General features: G+C 73.0%; 21 protein-coding genes. 17 read left to right on the forward strand and 4 right to left on the reverse strand.

The annotated features are described in order from the left end of the window. Positions 1–78: 78 nt before the first annotated feature. The 3 genes from ABH926_RS34130 to ABH926_RS34140 are packed head-to-tail and all read left to right on the forward strand — an operon-like array spanning position 79 to position 2,565. Positions 79–1,422 (forward strand): diacylglycerol kinase family protein, encoded by a 1,344-nt coding sequence (locus ABH926_RS34130; RefSeq protein ID WP_370370075.1) that lies wholly within the window; start codon positions 79–81, stop codon positions 1,420–1,422. Continuing rightward, complete coding sequence (locus ABH926_RS34135; RefSeq protein WP_370370077.1) at positions 1,419–1,985, forward strand: phosphatase PAP2 family protein; 567 nt, start codon at positions 1,419–1,421, stop codon at positions 1,983–1,985. Before ABH926_RS34130 ends, ABH926_RS34135 begins: the two co-directional genes overlap by 4 nt. Before the next feature lie 40 nt (positions 1,986–2,025). After that, positions 2,026–2,565: a hypothetical protein gene (locus ABH926_RS34140; RefSeq protein ID WP_370370078.1), complete on the forward strand. Its 540-nt coding sequence runs from the start codon at positions 2,026–2,028 to the stop codon at positions 2,563–2,565. Here the strand turns inward: ABH926_RS34140 and ABH926_RS34145 are convergent. After that, entirely contained in the window at positions 2,562–2,891 is a 330-nt protein-coding gene (locus ABH926_RS34145) for an STAS domain-containing protein (protein ID WP_370370079.1), read from the reverse strand. The genes ABH926_RS34140 and ABH926_RS34145 overlap by 4 nt on opposite strands. Positions 2,892–3,148: 257 nt before the next feature. Between ABH926_RS34145 and ABH926_RS34150 the strand changes: the two genes are divergently transcribed. Then, on the forward strand, positions 3,149–3,595 hold the full coding sequence (locus ABH926_RS34150; protein WP_370370080.1) for an ATP-binding protein: 447 nt from the start codon (positions 3,149–3,151) through the stop codon (positions 3,593–3,595). Positions 3,596–3,597: 2 nt separating this feature from the next. Beyond that, positions 3,598–4,386 (forward strand): SigB/SigF/SigG family RNA polymerase sigma factor, encoded by a 789-nt coding sequence (locus ABH926_RS34155; RefSeq protein WP_370370081.1) that lies wholly within the window; start codon positions 3,598–3,600, stop codon positions 4,384–4,386. 42 nt (positions 4,387–4,428) lie between these two features. On the opposite strand, the gene ABH926_RS34160 is transcribed toward ABH926_RS34155, so the two are convergent. Continuing rightward, positions 4,429–4,797: an STAS domain-containing protein gene (locus ABH926_RS34160; protein ID WP_370370082.1), complete on the reverse strand. Its 369-nt coding sequence runs from the start codon at positions 4,795–4,797 to the stop codon at positions 4,429–4,431. 103 nt (positions 4,798–4,900) lie between these two features. Here ABH926_RS34160 and ABH926_RS34165 point away from each other — a divergent pair, with 103 nt between their 5' ends. Continuing rightward, positions 4,901–9,127, forward strand: coding sequence for a SpoIIE family protein phosphatase (locus ABH926_RS34165; RefSeq protein WP_370370152.1), 4,227 nt, complete (start codon positions 4,901–4,903; stop codon positions 9,125–9,127). Next, on the forward strand, positions 9,124–9,411 hold the full coding sequence (locus tag ABH926_RS34170) for an STAS domain-containing protein (RefSeq protein ID WP_370370084.1): 288 nt from the start codon (positions 9,124–9,126) through the stop codon (positions 9,409–9,411). The genes ABH926_RS34165 and ABH926_RS34170 overlap by 4 nt, the downstream gene beginning before the upstream one ends. A 7-nt stretch (positions 9,412–9,418) precedes the next feature. Here ABH926_RS34170 and ABH926_RS34175 read toward each other — a convergent pair whose 3' ends face one another. Then, a complete protein-coding gene (locus ABH926_RS34175; protein WP_370370085.1) occupies positions 9,419–9,991 on the reverse strand; it encodes a TetR/AcrR family transcriptional regulator in 573 nt (190 codons plus the stop codon). A 71-nt stretch (positions 9,992–10,062) separates the two neighbouring features. Between ABH926_RS34175 and ABH926_RS34180 the strand changes: the two genes are divergently transcribed. Further along, a complete protein-coding gene (locus ABH926_RS34180) occupies positions 10,063–10,563 on the forward strand; it encodes an FBP domain-containing protein (protein WP_370370086.1) in 501 nt (166 codons plus the stop codon). A gap of 18 nt (positions 10,564–10,581) precedes the next feature. Here the strand turns inward: ABH926_RS34180 and ABH926_RS34185 are convergent, their stop codons facing one another. Next, positions 10,582–11,382: an IclR family transcriptional regulator gene (locus ABH926_RS34185; protein WP_370370087.1), complete on the reverse strand. Its 801-nt coding sequence runs from the start codon at positions 11,380–11,382 to the stop codon at positions 10,582–10,584. A gap of 181 nt (positions 11,383–11,563) precedes the next feature. Here ABH926_RS34185 and ABH926_RS34190 point away from each other — a divergent pair, with 181 nt between their 5' ends. From ABH926_RS34190 to ABH926_RS34230, 9 genes are all read left to right on the forward strand, one after another. Further along, on the forward strand, positions 11,564–11,686 hold the full coding sequence (locus tag ABH926_RS34190; protein ID WP_370370088.1) for a putative leader peptide: 123 nt from the start codon (positions 11,564–11,566) through the stop codon (positions 11,684–11,686). Positions 11,687–11,863: 177 nt separating this feature from the next. Continuing rightward, positions 11,864–12,868, forward strand: coding sequence for an ABC transporter substrate-binding protein (locus tag ABH926_RS34195; protein WP_370370089.1), 1,005 nt, complete (start codon positions 11,864–11,866; stop codon positions 12,866–12,868). A gap of 50 nt (positions 12,869–12,918) precedes the next feature. Next, complete coding sequence (locus tag ABH926_RS34200) at positions 12,919–13,956, forward strand: NrtA/SsuA/CpmA family ABC transporter substrate-binding protein (RefSeq protein WP_370370090.1); 1,038 nt, start codon at positions 12,919–12,921, stop codon at positions 13,954–13,956. After that, positions 13,956–14,954: an ABC transporter permease subunit gene (locus tag ABH926_RS34205; RefSeq protein WP_370370091.1), complete on the forward strand. Its 999-nt coding sequence runs from the start codon at positions 13,956–13,958 to the stop codon at positions 14,952–14,954. The genes ABH926_RS34200 and ABH926_RS34205 overlap by 1 nt, the downstream gene beginning before the upstream one ends. Then, positions 14,951–15,679 carry an ABC transporter ATP-binding protein gene (locus tag ABH926_RS34210; protein WP_370370092.1) on the forward strand — a complete coding sequence of 243 codons (729 nt, stop codon included), beginning with the start codon at positions 14,951–14,953 and terminating at the stop codon, positions 15,677–15,679. Before ABH926_RS34205 ends, ABH926_RS34210 begins: the two co-directional genes overlap by 4 nt. Positions 15,680–15,721: 42 nt before the next feature. Next, positions 15,722–16,894, forward strand: a complete 1,173-nt coding sequence (locus ABH926_RS34215; RefSeq protein ID WP_370370153.1) for a M20 family metallopeptidase — start codon at positions 15,722–15,724, stop codon at positions 16,892–16,894. Continuing rightward, on the forward strand, positions 16,891–17,421 hold the full coding sequence (locus tag ABH926_RS34220; RefSeq protein WP_370370093.1) for an LLM class flavin-dependent oxidoreductase: 531 nt from the start codon (positions 16,891–16,893) through the stop codon (positions 17,419–17,421). The genes ABH926_RS34215 and ABH926_RS34220 overlap by 4 nt, the downstream gene beginning before the upstream one ends. Beyond that, positions 17,411–18,526 (forward strand): LLM class flavin-dependent oxidoreductase, encoded by a 1,116-nt coding sequence (locus ABH926_RS34225; protein ID WP_370370094.1) that lies wholly within the window; start codon positions 17,411–17,413, stop codon positions 18,524–18,526. The genes ABH926_RS34220 and ABH926_RS34225 overlap by 11 nt, the downstream gene beginning before the upstream one ends. After that, positions 18,523–19,437 (forward strand): ABC transporter substrate-binding protein, encoded by a 915-nt coding sequence (locus tag ABH926_RS34230; RefSeq protein WP_370370095.1) that lies wholly within the window; start codon positions 18,523–18,525, stop codon positions 19,435–19,437. The genes ABH926_RS34225 and ABH926_RS34230 overlap by 4 nt, the downstream gene beginning before the upstream one ends. Positions 19,438–19,446 lie beyond the last annotated feature (9 nt).

A 19,446-nucleotide genomic window follows, 5' to 3' on the forward strand; every position in this document is an offset into this window, starting at 1 on the left:
GTGCCGCCGATGAGCCGAGCTGTCGATCAAGGTCGTGTTCGCCCGCAGTGCGTGCGGGCGTCCGCAGGGAGGAACCGGGTGAGCGTCGACCGTCGGAGCCGCACCTTGGCCCAGATCGCGGTGCTCTGTCTGCTCGCGGCCCTGGCCGCGCTGGTGGTCACCGTCATCTTCTTCCACGGCCTGATCATGGTCGCGGCGGTGCTGGCCACGGTGCTGCTGACCGGGGTCGGCGCCTGGTGGTTCATCGCCCGCCGCGGAGTTCTGAGATGGCTGGGAGCGGCGCTGGCGGCGGCCGCGCCGGTGGTGCTGATCGTGCTGTCCGCGGTGGCCGGCTTCTGGCTCGACGGCGTCGCCGTCGCGCTGCTGGGGGCCGCCGGGCTGCTCTGCGCGCGGGCCGCGGTGCGGGGGCTGGACCGGCCGCCGGAGTTCGAGCGGCCGCGCTACCGGCGCACCGCCCGGCCCCGCAAGCCGGTGCTGATCATGAACCCGGCCTCCGGGGGCGGCAAGGTCGGCGAGTTCGGCCTGGTGGCCAGGGCCGAGTCCCTCGGCGCCCGGGTGCTCCTGCTGGATCCCGACGCCGACCAGGACGTCGCCGCGATGGCGCGCCGGGCCGTGGCCGAGGGCGCGGACCTGCTCGGCGTGGCCGGCGGCGACGGTACGCAGGCCCTGGTGGCGGCGGTCGCGGCCGAACACGGTCTGCCGTTCCTGGTGCTGTCCGCCGGCACCCGCAACCACTTCGCGATGGACCTGGGCCTGGACCGCGACGATCCGGCCGCCGGCCTGGACGCCCTGCGCGACGGGGTGGAGCTGCGGGTGGACCTCGGGACGGTGGGCGACAGGCCGTTCGTCAACACGGCGTCGTTCGGCGCCTATGCCGAGATCGTCCAAGACCCGCGATACCGGGACTCCAAGGCCGGAACGGCGCTGGACAGCCTGCCCGACCTGCTCCCCGCCGACGGGGCGTCGCTCGCCGTGGACGCCGACGGCGACCGGCTGCCCTCCCCGCACGTGCTTCTGGTGAGCAACAACCCTTATCTGGAGTCCGGCACCCTCGGTGGCGGGCGCCGTCCGCGCCTGGACCGAGGGCTCCTGGGCGTGGTGGCCGTCCGGGTGGAAGGCGCGCTCAGCGCGGCGCAGACGGCGCTGCTGGGGGCCGGGTCCGCAGCGGTGACCGTGCGCGAAGCCCGCGAGGTGCGGGTCGAGGCGGCCCAGCCGCGGATCCCGGTCGCCGTGGACGGCGAGGCCCTGAGCCTGGAAGCGCCGGTGGTCTGCACGATCCGCCCCGGTGCGCTGCGCGTCCGCGTGCCGCGCAACCGGCCGCACAGCGCACCGCACCGGCCGTTGCGGACCGAGTGGCGCACCGTGCTGGGCCTGGCGCTCGGCCGTCTCGGGACCGCTCCGCACGCCGGAGGCCAGCGGTGAGCGGCCGGTCGCTGGTGCGCCGGCTCGGGGACCTCGACGCGCAGGCGTACGCCGCCGTGGCCCGCACGCCGACCTCCGACGCCGTCGACGTGGCGCTGCGCAGGCTCTCGCGGGCCGCGAACCACTCGAAGATCTCGTTCGCCGTCGCCGCGGTGCTGGCCATCCGGCCCGCGGCGCCCCGCCTGGCCGCCGAGGCCGGGGTGGGCGCCGTCGCGGTCGCGTCGGTGAGCGCGAACCTGCTGGCGAAGCGGTTGGCGCGCAGGCCCCGTCCGGCGCGCGCCGAGCCGGGGCTGTTCCCGAGACGGTACGTCGTGATGCCGCGCTCGGCGTCGTTCCCGTCCGGGCACACGGCCTCCGCCGTCGCGTTCGCGGTCGCCGTCGGGCGGATCCTGCCGGCCGCGGCGGCGCCGTTGGGGGCGCTGGCCGCGACGGTCGGATACTCGCGGGTCCACACCGGCGTGCACTATCCCGGTGACGTGGCCGGGGGAGCGGTGCTCGGTGCGGGCAGCGCCGCGCTGGTGCTCGGCGTGATGCGAGCCAGGCGGCGGGCCGTTCACAGGTAGCGCGGCACAGGTGGTCAGGGTGGAGGAATCGGAGGGGGCCGTGAGTGCTGAATCAGTGCACAGCGAAGACCAGGGGAGCGGTACCGCCGCCGACGGGACAGTGGTCAACCCGCCGCGCAACGTCCCGCACTGGACCGGGTGGCTTCTGCTCGCCCTGGGCGTGCTCACGCTGCCCTGGACGGCGAACCTGGCCGTCTACCTGCCGGACAAGTCCGAGGCCGCGCACTACAACGCCTCGTGGGTCGGCTTCGACCTGCTGCTGTGCGCGCTGCTGATCCGGACCGGCTGGTCGTTGCTGCGCCACCGGGCCTATGTGGAGGTCACGGCGGCGATGACGGCGGTGGTGCTGTTCATCGACGCCTGGTTCGACGTGCTGTCCGCGCCCACCGCGAAGGAATTCGCGGTGGCCTTGGCGCTGGCGCTGTGTGTGGAGGTGCCCTTGGGCTGTTTCTGCCTCTGGGTATCCGTCCGGGCCGAGTACGAGCGCCGGCGCCGCGAGGAGCTGATGAGCACCTTGGTCCAGCGCCTTGTGGCCCTCAACCGTCGAAGTCCCGCCCGCAAAAAAAGCCGGCTGCCCTAGCCTTCGGTCCCCGGTACCGACTCCACGATGGTGAACATCTCCGTGATCCCGGCGAGGTCCAGGATGCGGGTCACCGGGGCCGAGGGCGCGGCGAGCGTGACGCGGCGGTCGTACTCGGCGGCGCGCTGGAGCGTGTGGACCAGCACGCGCAGGCCCATGGAGTCCAGGAACGTGACCTGTGCGCAGTCGATGACGAGGTCGCTCGAGCCGTCCCAGGCCTGCTCGATGTCCGCCTGGAAGAGGCGGTGGGCCGCGAGGTCCACGTCGCCGGCGACCGCGAGCACCACGTGGTGTGGTGTCTGCGTCACGGTGGAGGAGAATTCCATGGGCGGCTCCTGTGCTCGATGGTGCAAGGCACGCTGCCGCCGCTGGTGGCGGACACCGGTTCGGGGGTTCGCCCTGACTCTACCAACGAGACCGCGAACGGTTTCCCGTGCCCCGTTCCGGCGGGACCGGCGCATGATGTGACCCGGGCCACGGTCGGCGACACCGTTTGGTTCCCATCGGCTGGGGCATAGCGGCTCCTCGCCCACCGGATGCACCGGCAGTGGCCCGAGCAATGAGACATCGCCGGAGAACAGACATGGATGCTGAAACACAGCCCGCGGGGACAGCCCGCGTTGCCGAGGCCGCTGCTGAGACCGTCCTGATCGAGGTCCCGGCCCACGCCGACTACCTGCCGGTCATCCGCTCGGCCAGCGCGCACGTGGCGACCAGGGCCGGGTTCACCCTGCCGGAGGTCGCCGACCTGCGCCTGGCCGTCGACGAGGCCTGCGGGCTGCTGCTGCGGCACACGGTGCGCGACGAGCAGGCGGGCCTGTCCGGTCTGGGGGACCTGGCGTGCCGGTTCGTCCTCGAGGCCTCCGAGCTGCGCGTCATCCTCAGCCGGGACGCGCGCAACGCCGCCCGGCCGCAGGACGACGAGTTCGGCTGGACCATCCTCAGCGCGCTGGTGGACGACATCCAGTGGAAGGTGGAGGGTCCCACGGTGCACGTGGAGATCCTGAAGCGCCGCACGGCGGGAGAGTGACCGTGAACGCGCCCGCCAAGCAAGAGGACTATGCCCGGGAACGGGCCGCGGCCCGAGCCGCACTGGTCCGGCTGCGCAAGATGCCGCCTGGTGATCCCGAGTACGGGAGCCTGCGCGACTACGTCATCGGCGAGTACATGTCCTACGCCCGGTACATCGCGGGCAAGTTCCGCCAGCGCGGCGAGGCGCAGTCGGACCTGGAACAGGTGGCCTACCTCGGCCTGGTCAAGGCCGTCGACAACTTCGACCCGGACTACGGCGCGGCGTTCCTCACCTACGCCACCCCGATGATCGCCGGCGAGGTCCGGCGGCACTTCCGGGACACCACCTGGGACGTGCACGTCCCCCGCCGGGTGCAGGAGAACGCCCTGGCGGTCCGCGCCGCCGAACGCGAACTGTCCCAGCAGCTCGGCCACCCGCCGACCGCCGCCGAGATCGCCGAGCGCCTGGAGCTGACGGCCGACGAGGTGGCCGAGGCCTACGAGGCCAGCGCCGCGCACCACACCGCCTCGCTGGACGTCCCGGTGTCCATGGCCGACGGCGATGGCGCCAGCATGGGCGAACTGATGGGCGACGTCGACCCCGGCTTCGACCTGGTCGTCGACCGCGAGGCGCTCAAACCGCTGCTGGCCGAGCTGAGCACCCGGGACAAGAAGATCCTGCTGATGAAGTTCTTCCGCAACATGTCCCAGGCCCAGATCGGCGCCGAGCTCGGCGTCTCGCAGATGCAGGTGTCGCGGCTGCTGTCGCAGATCCTGGGACGGCTGCGGGAGAAGGTCGAGGCCGGATAGCGGGACGGAGGTGGCCACGTGTTTGGCCCGCCGCGAACCGGCTCAGGGTCCGACAGCCGGCTTCAGCAAGCTGACGGCCTCGGCGACCGTGGGCGCGAAAGTGAGGATCTGATCCAGCCCCGCGATGTGGAAGACCCGCGTCAGCCCCCGGTTCAGCCCCGCGACCACCAGCCCGCTGTTCTGCGCCTTGGCGCGCTGGTACGCGGCGACCAGGACGGTTATGCCGGTGGAGTCGCAGTAGGCGAGCTCGGTCAGGTCCACGACCGTCGGGGTGTCCGTGGTGCACGGAACGCCGCGCAATGCCATCGTCAGCTCCGGAGCCGTGTGGTGATCGAGCTCGCCGCTCACCGCCACCACGGCGGCTCCGGAGGCGTCATCGTGGCGCAGGACGGTCAGAGTGCTGTCGGTCACCTGTGCTCCTGGGCGGCTGAGGGGTACCTTTACACGTCCCCCAAGGATAGAAGGCCATGGCGTCGCGTGTTGCCATGGAGCTTCGGTGAACGAAGGGCTTGCGGTGGTGCGTCACGATGACGGCGGACCCGCGGGGCCGCCGGCGGGCTGGGCCGAGGTCTTCGCCGCCGACCCGGAAGTCGGCGCCGACCTGGCCCGCGTGGACTGGGCGGGGACACCGCTGGGCCCGCCGGACGGCTGGCCGGTGAGCCTGCAGACGGCGGTGAGCATCCTGCTGGCCTCCAAATTCCCCATGTGGATGGCCTGGGGCGAGGAACTGACCTTCTTCTGCAACGACGCCTACCGGCGGGACACGCTGGGGCAGAAATACCCGTGGGCGCTGGGCCGGCCCTCCCGGCAGGTGTGGGAGGAGATCTGGGACGCCATCGGCCCCCGGATCCAGACCGTGCTCGCCACCGGCCAGGCGACCTGGGACGAGGCGCTCCTGCTCTTCCTCGAGCGGTCCGGCTACCCCGAGGAGAGCTATCACACCTTCTCCTACAGCCCGCTGCGGGACGACGACGGCGCGATCGTGGGCATGCTGTGCGTGGTCAGCGAGGACACCGAACGGGTCATCGGCGAGCGCCGGATGGCCACCCTGCGCGATCTCGGCTCCGACCTCAGCGTGGTGCGCACGGAGCGGGAGTTGCTCGACTTCGCGGTGGCCCAGCTCGACCGCAACCCGTACGACCTGCCGTTCACGCTGACCTACCTGTACCAGGAAGACGGCTCGGCGCACCTGACCGCCGCCACCGGCATCTCGGACCGCCATCCGGCCGCCGCCGAACTGCTGGGCGCCGAATCCGCCACGATCTGGCCGGTGGCCGCGGCCGCCCGCGGCGAGTCGGTGGTGATGCCGCTGGACGGCGCGGCGTTCGCCGGCCTGCCCACCGGCGCCGGGGACCTGCCGCCGCTTCAGGCGATGGTGGTGCCGCTGCGGCAGCAGGGCGGGCAGCCCTACGGGTTCCTGGCGGCGGGGCTGAACCGGTACCGCGTCCTGGACGAGGGCTACAGCGCCTTCGTGGAGCTGGTCGCCGGCCACCTGGCCGCCGGCATCGGCAGCGCCCGCAGCTACCGCGACCAGCAGCGCCGGGCCGAGGAGTTGGCCGAGCTGGACCGGGCCAAGACCACGTTCTTCTCCAACATCAGCCACGAGTTCCGCACGCCGCTCACCCTGATCATGGGCCCGGTCCAGGAGCTGCAGACCAAGCTCTCCGACGCCGACCCGCAGATCCGCGAGGAGCTGGAGGTCGTGCGCCGCAACGGCATGCGGCTGGGCAAGCTGGTCAACACCCTGCTGGACTTCTCCCGCATCGAGGCGGGCCGGATGCGGGCCGTCTACGAACGCGTCGACCTCGCCGCGGTGACCCGGGAGCTGGCCAGCGTGTTCCGCTCCGCGGTCGCCAAGGCCGGCCTGGACTTCGACGTCGACTGCCAGACCCTGCCCGAGCCGGTCTACGTCGACCGCGACATGTGGGAGAAGGTCGTCCTCAACCTGCTGAGCAACGCGCTGAAATTCACCTTCGAGGGCTCGATCCGGGTGACGGTGCGCGCCGTCGACGGCCAGGCGCAGGTCGAGGTGGCCGACACCGGGATCGGCGTGGCCCCCGACCAGATGCCCCGGCTGTTCGAACGTTTCCACCGCATCCAGAGCGCACGCTCCCGCTCCACCGAGGGCAGCGGCATCGGGCTGGCCCTGGCCAAGGAGCTCATCGCCCTGCACGGCGGCTCCATCACCGCGGCGTCGGTGGTCGGCGAAGGCACCAGCCTCACCATCCGCCTGCCGTTCGGCTCGGCGCATCTGCCCGCTGACGCCGTCTTCTCGGAGCCCTCGGAGCCCTCGGAGCCGGGGCAGGACGCGGCGCGCGCCGGCGCCGATCCGTTCGTGCAGGAGGCGCTGCGCTGGCTGCCCGGGGACTCGGCGCAGTCGGGGGCCGGAGCGGGCGAACACATCGTGGAGACGGCGGCCGGCCTGGAACCGGCGAGGCCCTCGGAGTCCGGACGGGTCCTGATCGCCGACGACAACGCCGACATGCGCGAGTACCTCGCGCGGCTGCTGCACGGTGCGGGCTATGACCTCACCGTGGTCCCGGACGGCCTGGCGGCCCTGCGAGCCGTCGACGCCGAGGTGCCCGACCTGGTCATCAGCGACGTGATGATGCCGCGCCTGGACGGCCTGGCCCTGGTCGCGGCGCTGCGGGCGGACCCGCGCACCGCCTCGATCCCGGTGCTGCTGCTGTCGGCCCGGGCCGGCCAGGAGGCGTCCATCGAGGGCCTGCAGGCCGGTGCCGACGACTACCTGGTGAAACCGTTCGCGGCCGCCGAACTCCTGGCGCGGGTCCGCGCGAACATCGAACTGGCGCGGCTGCGCAGCCACCACGTCCGGTGGCGCAACGCGCTGGTCGACTCGCTGCAGGAGGCGTTCTTCGTCGGCGAGCAGGACGGCACGGTCATCGAGGCGAACGCGGCCTTCGACGCCATCCTCGGCTACGGGCCCGAGGGCCTGCCCTACCACCCGCCCCACCCCTGGTGGCCGGACGCCGCCACGGAGCCGGAGGCGCACCGGCGCGCCGCCGAGGCCTTCACCGCGCGGCCGGGCTGGGACGCGGGTGCGCAGACCGTCGCCGTCACCCATCGCGACGGGCGCCGGCTGTGGATCAGCGTGGCCAGCAACCAGGTCCGCGATCCCGATTCGGACCGCACCGTGATCGTCGGGACCTTCCGCGACGTGACCGCCGACCATTACGCGGTCCAGCGGGAAAGCGCGCTGGCCGCCCTGGCCGGATGCCTGGCGCGGGCCACCAGCCTGCGTGAGGCGGTGAGCGGGGCCCTGGCGGAGCTGAAGAGCCTGTGGCACGCCCGATGTGTCGTGGCCGCCGTTTTCGGGCCCGGGGACGAGCCCGCCCTCACGGCCACCGACGCCACCTTGGCCTGGCAGCACCTGCCGGCCGAGCGCCGCCGGGTGCTCACCGAGCTGCGCGGCCAGCCCGCGTTGACCACCGTCGCCGACGACGGCGGGGCCAGCGTCGCCCTGGAGCACCCGGACGGCCCGCTGGTCCTGTGGATCGACCTGGGCGAGCAGCGGCCCTTCTCGGTCCAGGACCTGCTCCTGCTGTCCCTGCTGGGCAGCCACCTGGCCCAGGGGCTGGCGCGGGTGCACCAGATCGACCAGCAGCGCCAGACCGCCATAGCCCTGCAGCGCGCCATCCTGGGCCCGTCCCTGCTGCCCGACGGGTTCGCGGTCCGCTACGAGCCGGCCACCCGGCCGCTGGAGGTCGGCGGCGACTGGTACGACACCGTCCGGTTGTCCGACGAACGGATCGGCATCGTCGTCGGCGACTGTGTGGGGCGCGGGCTCGGCGCCGCCAGCGTCATGGGGCAACTGCGCAGTGCCTGCCGTGCGCTGCTGCTTCAGGAGGCGAGTCCGTCGCGGGTGCTGAAGGCCCTGGACGACTTCGCCCTGAGCGTGCCCGGGGCGGTGTGCACCACAGTGTTCTGCGGCGTCCTGGACCCCGGGACCGGCACCCTGACCTACTCCAGCGCCGGCCATCCGCCCGGCATCCTCGTCCACGCCGACGGCGACACCCATCTGTTGGAGCAGGGCCGCTCGCTGCCCCTGGCGGTCCGGCCGGACCTGCCCCGGGCCGAAGGGGTCTGCGCCATCCCGGCCCGCTCCACGCTGCTGCTGTACACCGACGGCCTGGTCGAGCGCCGCCGCCGTTCGATCAGCGCGGGCATCGACGCGGCCGGCGCGGTGCTCCGGGCCGGCCGTGACGAAACCGTCGACGACCTCGCCACCGACCTCATGACCAGCCTGGCCCCGGCCGGCGGCTACGTCGACGACGTCGCCGTCCTGCTGTACCGGCACCCGGCCCCGCTGCAGATCTCCTTCGCCGCCGAGTCCTCGCAGCTCGCCCCGGTCCGCAAGGCGCTGCGCGGCTGGCTCGGCCAGTGCGACCTGCCGCCGGGCACCGCGCAGAACATCCTGGTGGCCGCCGGCGAGGCCTGCGCCAACGCGATCGAGCACGGCCACCGCGACGCGCTCGGCGACACCGTCTTCTTCCTGGCCGAGGCCCACGTCGACGGCCTGTACCTGACCATCACCGACACCGGCAGCTGGAAGCCTCCGCGGGAGGAGAGCGGCGAGGGCGGCGGGGGCGGCGAGGGCGGCGAGGGCGGCATCGACCGCGGCCGCGGCCTGAAGCTGATGCGTGCCCTGATGAACAACGTCGTCGTCACGCCGGGACCCACCGGGACCACCGTCCGCATGCATAAGAGGATCGACCCATGACCACAGCCCTAGCCCTGACCTCCAGCCGGCGGCCGGACGGCGTGACCGTGCTGACGGCGGTCGGTGAGATCGACATGAGCAACACCGGGGTCCTGGCCACCGCCCTGGAGCAGGAGTCCGGGACGGTCGTCGTGGACCTCACGGGCATCGAGTACCTGGACAGCGCGGGTCTGAGCGTGCTGTTCTCGCACGCCGACCGCATCGAGCTGATCGCCAATGACCTGCTGGAACCGGTGCTGACCATCTCCGGGCTCGCCGATCTGGCTCCCGTTCACCGCGGATGAGCGGGGACTATTCCTCCTCCGGCCAGTTCCGCAGCGCTACGTCCAACGCGTCCACCGTGCGGACCCACGACTTGGCCACGGACCGCGAGTGGTGCTCGAAGCCGCCGGCCGCCTCCACCCGCACGAAGCCGTGCAGGGTCGCGTGCAGCATCCGCACGGCGTCCGTCTCGTCCGGCTCGCGCAGGGCGTAGCCGCGCAGCAGGGCGCGGGTCAGCTCCGAGTGCCGCCGGTTCACGCCGACGACCGCCGTCTCGGCCTCCAGCATCAGCCACGACGCGGAGTAGCGGCCGGGATGCTGCCTGGCATAAGTCCGGTAGGCATCGGCGTAGGCCCGCAGCGCCTCCTTGCCGGACCGGCCGGCCAGCGCCTCGCCGGCCCGGTCGGCGAGCTCGGTCAGGGCCAGCGCGGCGACGCCGGCCCGCAGTTCCTGCGCGTTCTTGACGTGCGAGTACAGGCTCGCGTCCTTCACGCCGAACCGGCGGGCCAGCGCGGACACCGTCACCTTCTCGAACCCGACCTCGTCGGCCAGATCCGCGGCCGCGCGCACCAGGCGCTCCGCGGTCAGTCCCGCCCGTGCCATGCGCAGCCCTCCGTCGGTCGAGACCCTTTAACCAATTGCCTAGAGGCTCTAGGAAAGTTACGGTCCCCTCTATGAAACCACTCGCAGAGCGCCAGGTCCGGGGATCGTTCATCAATCTCTCCAAGGGCGAGTCCCAGCGCCTGAACCTGCCCCGGGACTTCGACGAGCGCCCGTGGGAGGACCTGGACTTCCTGGGCTGGCGTGACCCGGGCGCCCTGGACCGCGCGTACCTGGTCGCCGAGCGCGACGGCGGCTTGGTCGGCGTCGCCCTGCGCGTCGCCGGCTCGGGCGCCTCGCGCGGCTTCACCACGACCGGCATCTGCTCCCTGTGCCAGACCGCGCGCACCGGCGGCGACGTCGCGCTGATGACCGCGCGGCGCACCGGCGAAGCCGGCCGCCAGGGCAACTCGGTCGGCCAGCACATGTGCGTGGACCTGGCGTGCTCGCTGTTCCTGCGCGGCGCCAAGGTGGCGGCCACCGATCCGGACTACTACGAGACGCTGACGCTGGAGGACAAGATCGAGCGGATGAACGCCGCCATCGATGCCTTCCTGGCGCGCGTCAGGAAGTGACGCCGACACCGGGCGCCGCTATGGCAGGGCGATCGGCGGACGCGGCTGCGTGCGCCGCTGCCCGGGCGGCAACAACAGCACCTCCAACGCGGTCGCGCACGCCGCGGCCTGCTCGGCGAACCAGCCGAGCCGGGCGCTGGCCATCGCCTCGGGGGAGGAGCGCAGAGCCAGGGCGAAGCGCGCCCGGTTCGCCTGGTCCAGGACCGGCACGGCCACGGTGCGCACGCCCGCCGTGGACTCGCCTTCGTTGAGGGCGAAGCCCGCGGTGCGCACGCGCGCCAGCTCGTCGCGCAGCTCGTGCGGATCGGTGATGGTGCGCTGGGTCAGCTGCTCCAGCGGCAGCGCGGCCAGGTCGGCGTCCTCGCCCCAGGCCAGCAGGACCTTGCCGAGCGCGGTGGAGTGCAACGGACGGCGCAGGGCCCGTGCCCCGTCGCGGTCCAGCGAGCCCCCGGCCAGGATCATGGCGTGCTCCCCGACCCGGGCGGCCAGGTCCGCGGTCGCGCCGGTGCGGGCGGCGAGGTCGGCGAGTTCGGGTTCGGCGCGGTGCAGGCCGCGCCGGTGGTAGGCCAGGCGGCCGAGTTCGGCCAGGGCCGGGCCGAGGCGGTAGCGGGACGTCGCAGGGTCCTGTTCCAGCAGGGCCTCGTTCGTCAGGACCTTGAGCAGGCGATGCGCCGTCGACAGGGCCAGGCCGGTGCGCCGTGCCAGGTCGGACGCGGACAGGTCCTGCGGGCTGTCGGAGAAGCACTGGAGCAGCGCCAGCGTCCGGTGCACCGCCTGCGCACCTTCGCGGGGCGGCGTCGGCGGGGAATCTCGGTCCATGCGCTGGAGTATTCCACACTATGGAAGATGGCGCCGCCAATCATGTGTCTGGCACCGAACTAATCCCGCAGTGTGGACGATTCTCGTGCGGTGATTGTCTTCGCCCGCCTCCTCCCGGATAGTGGAAGCCAGGCGCCCGGTCGGCGCCACACCGGGATGGGGAGCTGAGGGGAGGACCGCGATGTGCGAGTACGGAACCGGCCCTCTGCGTCCGCGGCCTGCCTGCCCGCCGGTCCGGCTCGTCCTGACCGTGCGCCGCCACGTCGATCTGGTGCGCGTCTCCAGCGCCATCTGTCCGGTCTGATCTCTTCAGCGGGCTCTGAGTCCCGCGCCGATCCATCTCCGCCGCGCCGGTGCTGATACCGGTCTTCGCCGCACTCGCGCACCTGTCGCGTTTCTTCTTCTCCGCCTTCCGGCGCCGCCCTGCGTTCTTCAGTGCTGCGCCGGTGCGTCCACCGCGTCCACCTGTGAGGACACCGCCATGCCCGCACCCGCCACCTCGCTCGACACACTGTGGTTCACCCGCTGCCCGGTCCCGACCGCCACCGGCATCGCCGCCGACCGGGGCTGGCTGGCCGCCGAGTTCGCCGCCGACGGCCTGGTGGTCCGCTCGCTCCAGGATGCCGGCGGCGACGTGCCGCGCGAGCGCCACTTCACCCACGCGCTGACCGGGCTGTTCCGGGAGGGCGGGAACGTCCCGGCGCTGTGGGCGCGGGCGGCGGGGGAGCGGACCCGGCTGATCGGGCTCACCTGGATCGAGGAACGGCAGGCGATCCTGATACGCGCCGCGGACCGCGGGCGCGTGGCCGAACCGGCCGACCTGGCCGGGCTCCGGATCGCGATCCCGCGCCGCGACATCGCGATCGACTTCTGGCGCGCGATGGCGCTGGCCGGGTTCCACGGCGCGCTGGCCGCCGCCGGGCTCGGCCTTCCCGATGTCGTACCGGTCGAGGTCGTCGCGGCGCCGTCGGCGGGGCAGTGGATCGCCGAGTTGGAGGCGCTGCGCGACGGCCGGGTCGACGCCGTGTACGTCAAGGGCGCGCTGGCGGTGGAGGCCGCGGCGGCGCACGGCGCGGTCATCGGCATCGACCTGGACACCTTCGACGACCCGACGGTGCGGATCAACAACGGGACGCCGCGGCCCGTCACCGTGCACCAGGACCTGCTGGACCGGCATCCCGACCTGGTCGTGCGCTTCCTTCGGGTGCTGGTCGAGGCCGCCGACTGGGCCGGCTCGCACCCCGACGACCTGGCCCGGATCCTGGCCGCCGAGACCGGCGCGGGACCCGCGGGGGTGGCCGGGGCCTACCGCGGCGCCGGTTCCTCGGACCTGCACCTGGACCTGTCCGACCACCGCCTGGAACTGCTGGCACGGCAGGAAGGCTTCCTGCGCGGGCAGGGCTTCCTGGCCGGCCCGGTGGACGTCGCGGCCTGGGCCGCACCCGAGCCGCTGGCCGCCGCCCGATCGCTGGCCGTCGCGCGCTGACCCGCATCCCGCGCCGCCCTTCCATTTCCCATCCTGACAAGGAACCCCTGATGAATGCTCCGATCCGCCGGATATCCGTCGTCCTGACCGCAGCCGTCCTCGCCGTCTCGGCGGCCGCCTGCTCCTCCTCGAAGTCCGCCTCCTCGCAGGACTCGCACAACGGCGCCGCCGCGCTCGCCGGCTCGGGCAGCGTCACGATCCGCATCCCGGACCCCGGCAACTCCGGCGCGCTCGCGCTCGGCAAGAAGGACGGCAGCCTGGCCGCCGCGCTGGCCGAGGTCGGCGCCAAGGTCGCCTGGACCGGCAGCGCCGGCGCGTTCGCCCCCGCCGCGCAGGAACTGGACGGGGATCAGCTGGACGTCGCTCAGGGCTCCATCACCTCCGCGGTGGCCGCGCTCGCCCAGAAGCCCGGCTTCAAGCTGTTCGCCGCCGTCGCCCCGGACAAGGTCGGCGAGGGCATCCTGGTGAAGGACGACTCCGGCATCACCAGCGTCGCGGACCTGGCTGGCAAGAAGGTCGTGGTCTGGCACGGCGGCTCCAGCGAGTACCTGCTGCTCAAGGCACTGGCGCAGAACCACGTGCCGGACTCCTCGGTCCAGCGGGTGTATCTGCAGCCGAACCAGAGCGCGGCGGTGCTGCACTCCGGCCAGGTCGACGCCTGGGCCACCTGGGCCACGTTCTCGATCTCCGAGCGGGCCAACGCCGGCGAGCACTTCCTGGTCACCGGCGGGGACATCGGGTCGCAGAACTACGCGGTGTGGGCTGTGCGGAACGAGTTCGCGAGCGCGCATCCCGCGGTGGTGAAGGCGCTCTACGGCTACCTGCACGACGCCGAGACCAAACAGGCGCAGAACCCTGAGGCGTACGTCAACGTGTTCCACAACTCCGGTCCGGACGCGGTGTCCGGCAAGGAGAAGGACCTGACGATCGCGGACTACAAGGCGGGGAGCCCGACCTCGCCGATCACCGCCGCGGACCTGGCGAACTTCAAGGAGGTCGCGCAGTTCTTCGCCGATGAGAAGGTGACGCCCGGTGTGGTCGACCTCGCGCCGAACGTGATCGACGTGACGACGCTGGCGGGGTCGTGATGACGGCGCTGGACACCGCGGCTGAGACCGAGCCGACCGTGCCGACCGAAGCCGAGCCGGCCGTGCCGACCGAAGCCGAGCCGACCGTGCCGACCGAAGCCGAGCCGGCCGTGCCGGCTGGGCCCTCATCCCCCGAGCCGGAGCTCACCGCCCCGCTGGACCCCGTCAACCCTCCGGACCCCGCCCCGCTGGACCTCGTCACCCCGCACGTCCGCCGCGCCCGCCGCCGTCCCCGCGGCCTGGCCTTCATCCTGCGCGCGCTGGGCCCGCTGGCCATCCTCGCCGGCTGGTGGACCGCCTCGGCGACCGGCGTGTTGACCAAGGACCTGCTCGCCTCGCCGCTGGATGTGTTCCGTCAGGCCGTCGACCTGTGGCGCAGCGGCCAACTCTCGCAAGCGCTCACCGTCTCCCTGGCCCGCGCCGGGACCGGCCTGCTGCTGGGCGTCACCGCCGGGCTCGTCCTCGGTGTCGCGGCCGGCTTCTCGCGCATCGGCGACGACCTGCTCGACTCCGCCATGCAGACACTCCGGGCCCTGCCGTTCCTGTCCCTGGTGCCGCTGTTCATGGTCTGGTTCGGCATCGGCGAGGCCGCCCGCATCATCCTGATCGCGGTGGCCACGACGTTCCCGATGTACGTGTCCACCTCCGGTGCGGTCCGCAGCGCCGATCCCAAGCTGGTGGAGGCGGCGCGCACCTTCGGGCTGGGGCGGCTGGCCACGGTCCGCCGGATCGTGCTGCCCGGCGCGCTGCCCGCGATCCTGTCGGGGCTGCGGCTGTCCACCACGCTGAGCGTCATCGCCCTGATCGCCGCCGAGGAGATCAACTCCACCGCGGGCCTGGGCTACCTGATGGCGCAGGCGCAGGACTTCTCCCGCACCGACATCCTGACCGTCTGCATCCTCATCTACGGTCTGCTCGGCCTGACCGCCGACGTCCTCATCAGGGCCCTGGAACGGGTCCTGATGCCCTGGCGCGGCGCGGTGGGAGGGGCCCGATGAGCACCGCGGTCAAGACGACGGGGATCCGGCGCGAGTTCGGCGGCCGGACCGTGCTCGACGGCGTGGACCTGGAGATCCGGCGCGGGGAGTTCGTGGCGCTGCTCGGCGCCAGCGGCTCGGGCAAGACCACGCTGCTGCGGCTCCTGGCCGGGCTCGACCGGCCCGACGCCGGCGAGGTCCTCGTGCCCCGGCAGCGGACCGTGGTGTTCCAGGAGCCGCGCCTGATCCCCTCGCAACGGGTGCTGGGCAACGTCGCGCTCGGTCTGCCGCGCGGGGCCGTCACCCGGGCCACCGCCGTGGCGGCGCTGGCCGAGGTGGGCCTGGCCCGCCACGCCCGGGCCTGGCCGGCGACCCTGTCCGGCGGCGAGGCCCAGCGGGTGGCGCTGGCCCGGGCCCTGGTGCGCGAACCCGGGCTGCTGCTGCTCGACGAGCCGTTCGCGGCGCTGGACGCGCTGACCCGCCTGAAGATGCAGGACCTGGTGGCCGATCTGGTGGCCCGGCACCGTCCGGCGGTGCTGCTGGTGACCCACGACGTGGACGAGGCGATCCGGCTCGCGGACCGCGTCGTGGTCCTCGGCGGGGGAGGGCGGCTGATCCTGGACGAGCCGGTCGCCCTCACCCGGCCCCGCGACGACGCCGACCCGGCGTTCCCCGCGCTGCGCCGCCGGCTGCTCGCCGAGCTCGGCGTGAGTCCGACGCGGTCTGGTCTGGAGAACGCCGCATGACAGTCCTGGGACGCCCGGGAGCTGCAACCGGGCCTCACCCGCCTGCGCCGCGACCTGCACGCGCACCCCGAGATCGGCCTGCACCTGCCGCGCACTCAGGAGAAGGTCCTGGCCGCGCTGGACGGTCTCGGCCTGGAGATCGCCCTGGGCAAAGCCCTGACCTCGGTCACCGCGGTGGTGCGCGCCTCGAAACCGGCGCCGATCTCCGCACCGGTCCTCCTCCGGGCCGACCTCGACGCGCTCCCGCTGACCGAAGCCACCGGCCTGGACCACGCCTCCCGGAACCCCGGCACGGCCCACGCCTGCGGCCACGACCTGCACGCCGCGATGCTCGTCGGCGCGGCCCGGCTGCTCGCCGCGCGCCGGGACCGCCTGCCCGGCGACGTGATCCTGATGTTCCAACCCGGCGAGGAAGGGCACGACGGTGCCCGGCTGATGCTGGAGGAAGGACTGCTCGACGCCGCCGGCGCCCGGCCCGCAGCTGCCTACGCGCTGCACGCGTCCTCCTCGGCCCCGCTCGGCCACTTCGGCGCCCGGCCCGGACCGGCCCTTGCCGCGTCCGGAACCGTCGAGGTGGTGTTCCGCGGCAGCGGCGGGCACGGTGCCTGGCCGCACGCCGCCCGCGACCCGATCCCGGCGCTGGGCGCGGCGATCGGCGCGCTGCAGACCATGGTCACCCGCCGCTTCGACGCCCTGGAACCGGTGCTGGTCTCGGTCGGCCGGGTGTCGGCGGGCAGCGCGCCGAACATCGTCCCGGACACCGCGCACCTGGCCGCCACGCTGCGGGCCTTCGGCGACGACGCGCACCGGCGCCTGGCCGCCGAGATCGAGCGCGTCGTGCACGGCATCGCCGCCGCGCACGGCGTCGAAGCCGAGGTCGTGCACAGCGAGGGCTACCCGGTGACGGTCAACGATCCGGCCGCCACGGACTTCGTCGGCGGCATCTGCGCCGACGTGTTCGGCCCCGGACGCTACGCCGCCGCCGAACGCCCGGCTCTGGTCTCCGACGACATCGGGCGCGTCCTGGCCGAGGTGCCCGGCGTCATGGTGTCGCTCGGGGCCCGCCCGCCGGCTCTGGACGCCGAGCACGCCGCGCCCAACCACTCGCCGCGCGCCGTCTTCGACGACAGCGTCCTGTCCGACGGTGCCGCGCTGCTGGCCGAACTCGCTTTGCGATCGCCCCGAGAGAACTCAGAAGAAAGACCCCTGATATGAGCCGCATCCATATAGTCCTGCCCCCGGCAGCCCAGGCCCCGCCGCCGGTCGAGCTGCCGGGCTTCATCACCGACCTGCGCCCCGGCGCGACCGATCCCTTCTTGGCTCTGGCCAAGGCGGCCGACCTAGCCGGGCTGGCCGGCGTTGTTGTGCCCTACGACCCCGAAGGTCCCGAACCGCTGGTCACCGCCGCGGGATTGCTGCGGGCGACTCGGCACATCACCGTCTTCGCCGGAATCCAGCCGTGGATCGCGACACCGCAGTACACGGCGAAGCTGTCGGCCACGCTGCAACGTTTCTCCGGCGGACGCCTCGGCTGGTACCTGGACGACGACGCCGGATCCGCCGCGTTCGTCGAGACCGCGCGCGACTTCTGGCAGCGTCCCGACGGCCTGCCCGAAGTGCTGTCCGAGCACGCGTTTCCGCGTGTCGCCTTCGCAGGTGTCGAAGAGTTCTTCCTCGCCGTGAGCCACGACCCCGGCGAGGTCTACCGGATCGGCGAAAGGGAGCCGGCCAATGTCGGTTGACATCTATTGGCGCATCGCCATGGAGGGCGACCAGAAGTCGCTGTACGAGCCGGGCAGCACCCGGGGTGGATTCGCCCCGCATCTGTCCGGCGGCGTGGCCCCCGGCCGCAACCGCGGCGCGGACGACGGCTTCACCCACGCCGACTACATGGCCGAGGTGGTCCGGGCCTCGGAGGAATCAGGCTTCGTCGGCGGGCTGCTGCCCTCGTTCCCGCACACCGACGACCCCTGGGCCGCCGCCGCGACGCTGGCCGCCGAATCGCGCGGCTACCGGTTCATGGTCGCCTTCCAGCCCGGCTTCCTGCATCCGGTGCAGGCCGCGCGGATGTCGGCGACGCTGCAGAAGGCGACCGGGGGGCGTCTGGTCTACAACATCATCTCCGGCGGCGGCGGGCCCGCGCAGCTGTGGTGGGGCGACACCACCGGGCACGACGAGCGCTACGCGCGCACCTCGGAGTTCCTCGACGTCCTCAAGGGCGTGTGGACCGGCGACGGCCTCTTCCAGCACGACGGGCGCTTCTACCAGGTCGCCGACGGCGGACTGCCGGCGGCGCTGGCCGGGCAGCCGTTCCCGGAGATCTTCTTCTCCGGCTCCTCGCCGGCGGCGATCGAGGCCGCCGGCCGTCATGCCGACTACTACCTGTCGTGGCTGGAGCCGTTCGAGGCACTGGCCGCGAAGTTCGCGGCGGTGCGCGAGCGCAGCCCGAAGCCGCCGAAATTCGCCGTCCGGATCGACATCCTGGCCCGCGAGACCGAAGAAGAAGCCTGGGACGTCATCCGGCGCGGCTGGGCCGGGCTGCCCGAGGAGGCTGCCGGTGAGGGCGGCGACTCGGTCGGCTGGCGGCGCAGCCAGGACTTCACCGCCGGCGCCGACGGCTCGTACCGCGCACTGGAGGTGGCGCCGAACGTCTGGGGCGGCTTCCACCGGCTGCGCCCGGGGCCGGCCTTCGGCCTGGTCGGCGACTACCGCCAGGTCGCCGACCGGCTCAACGAACTGATCTCGCTCGGCGTGGACGCCTTCATCCTCGCCGGGGTCCCGCACCTGGAAGAGGCGCGCCGCGTGGGCCGCCACGTCCTGCCCCTGTTGAAAGGAAGCCCGCAATGACCGTCCGCGTCGGTTATTTCCCGCAGAACAACTCGCTGTTCGTCCTGCGCCACCTGGGCCTGCTGGAGCAGCGGCTCCCCGGCGTCGAGTGGGTCGACCTGCGCAGCCTGGAGCACGGCCCGCGCGTCGACCCGACCCGCGCACTGCCCTCGGCGCACGGCGACCACCTGTTCGACGGCGGCTACGACTTCATCGGCACCGGCTCCACCCCGCCGGTCACCGCGCAGGCCAAGGGACACGACATCGTCTACGTCGCGGTCTCCGGCCCCCGCGTGGAGAACGGCCGGCTGGTCGTGCACGCCGACTCCGACATCGCCGACCCCGGCGGCCTCAAGGGCGAGCGCGTCGCCCTCGGCCACGGATCCTGGCAGACCACCCTGCTGCTGCTCGCGCTGGAGAAGGCGGGCCTCACTTGGTCCGACATCACGCCGGTGGACGTCTACGGCGACGCCGCCGAACGCTTCCTGGCGCGCGAGGTCGACGCCTGGGTCGGCTCGTACCCGTACCTGACGAAGGTCGAGGAGCAGGCCGAGATCAGGGAACTGATCCCCACCGACGGCCTGTTCAGCCACCGCTCACTGTGGTTCACCACCCGCGCCTTCGCCACCGACCGCCGCGCCGACCTCGCCGCGATCGTCGCCGCCCTTCAGGAGGCCGACGCCTGGACGGCAGCGCACCCGGCCCAGGCGGCGGAGTTCTTCGCCGCCGACGACGGCCGCCCCGCCGCCGAATGGGAGCACGCGCTGCGCACCCGGCCCTGGGGTCTGCTCCCGCTCGACGCCGACTTCGTCGCCGAGCAGCAGCACGCCGCGGACCTGTTCTTCGCCAACGGCCTGATCGAGCGGTCGGTGACGGTGGCCGACGCGGTGTCGGAGGAGATCGGCGAGATCGTGCGGGAGTCGGCCGGCTAGAGCTGCCGG

This window comes from Catenulispora sp. GP43 (assembly GCF_041260665.1).
GTDB lineage: Bacteria > Actinomycetota > Actinomycetes > Streptomycetales > Catenulisporaceae > Catenulispora.

What these genes read in the sequence shown, in the direction of transcription:
- ABH926_RS34225 (WP_370370094.1), top strand. Translation starts at nt 17,411, where the DNA reads ATGTCGGTTGACATCTATTGGCGCATCGCCATGGAGGGCGACCAGAAG.
- ABH926_RS34205 (WP_370370091.1), top strand. Translation starts at nt 13,956, where the DNA reads ATGACGGCGCTGGACACCGCGGCTGAGACCGAGCCGACCGTGCCGACC.
- ABH926_RS34180 (WP_370370086.1), top strand. Translation starts at nt 10,063, where the DNA reads ATGAAACCACTCGCAGAGCGCCAGGTCCGGGGATCGTTCATCAATCTC.
- ABH926_RS34220 (WP_370370093.1), top strand. Translation starts at nt 16,891, where the DNA reads ATGAGCCGCATCCATATAGTCCTGCCCCCGGCAGCCCAGGCCCCGCCG.
- ABH926_RS34170 (WP_370370084.1), top strand. Translation starts at nt 9,124, where the DNA reads ATGACCACAGCCCTAGCCCTGACCTCCAGCCGGCGGCCGGACGGCGTG.
- ABH926_RS34195 (WP_370370089.1), top strand. Translation starts at nt 11,864, where the DNA reads ATGCCCGCACCCGCCACCTCGCTCGACACACTGTGGTTCACCCGCTGC.
- ABH926_RS34185 (WP_370370087.1), bottom strand. Translation starts at nt 11,382, where the DNA reads ATGGACCGAGATTCCCCGCCGACGCCGCCCCGCGAAGGTGCGCAGGCG.
- ABH926_RS34145 (WP_370370079.1), bottom strand. Translation starts at nt 2,891, where the DNA reads ATGGAATTCTCCTCCACCGTGACGCAGACACCACACCACGTGGTGCTC.
- ABH926_RS34150 (WP_370370080.1), top strand. Translation starts at nt 3,149, where the DNA reads ATGGATGCTGAAACACAGCCCGCGGGGACAGCCCGCGTTGCCGAGGCC.
- ABH926_RS34190 (WP_370370088.1), top strand. Translation starts at nt 11,564, where the DNA reads ATGTGCGAGTACGGAACCGGCCCTCTGCGTCCGCGGCCTGCCTGCCCG.
- ABH926_RS34175 (WP_370370085.1), bottom strand. Translation starts at nt 9,991, where the DNA reads ATGGCACGGGCGGGACTGACCGCGGAGCGCCTGGTGCGCGCGGCCGCG.
- ABH926_RS34210 (WP_370370092.1), top strand. Translation starts at nt 14,951, where the DNA reads ATGAGCACCGCGGTCAAGACGACGGGGATCCGGCGCGAGTTCGGCGGC.
- ABH926_RS34200 (WP_370370090.1), top strand. Translation starts at nt 12,919, where the DNA reads ATGAATGCTCCGATCCGCCGGATATCCGTCGTCCTGACCGCAGCCGTC.
- ABH926_RS34230 (WP_370370095.1), top strand. Translation starts at nt 18,523, where the DNA reads ATGACCGTCCGCGTCGGTTATTTCCCGCAGAACAACTCGCTGTTCGTC.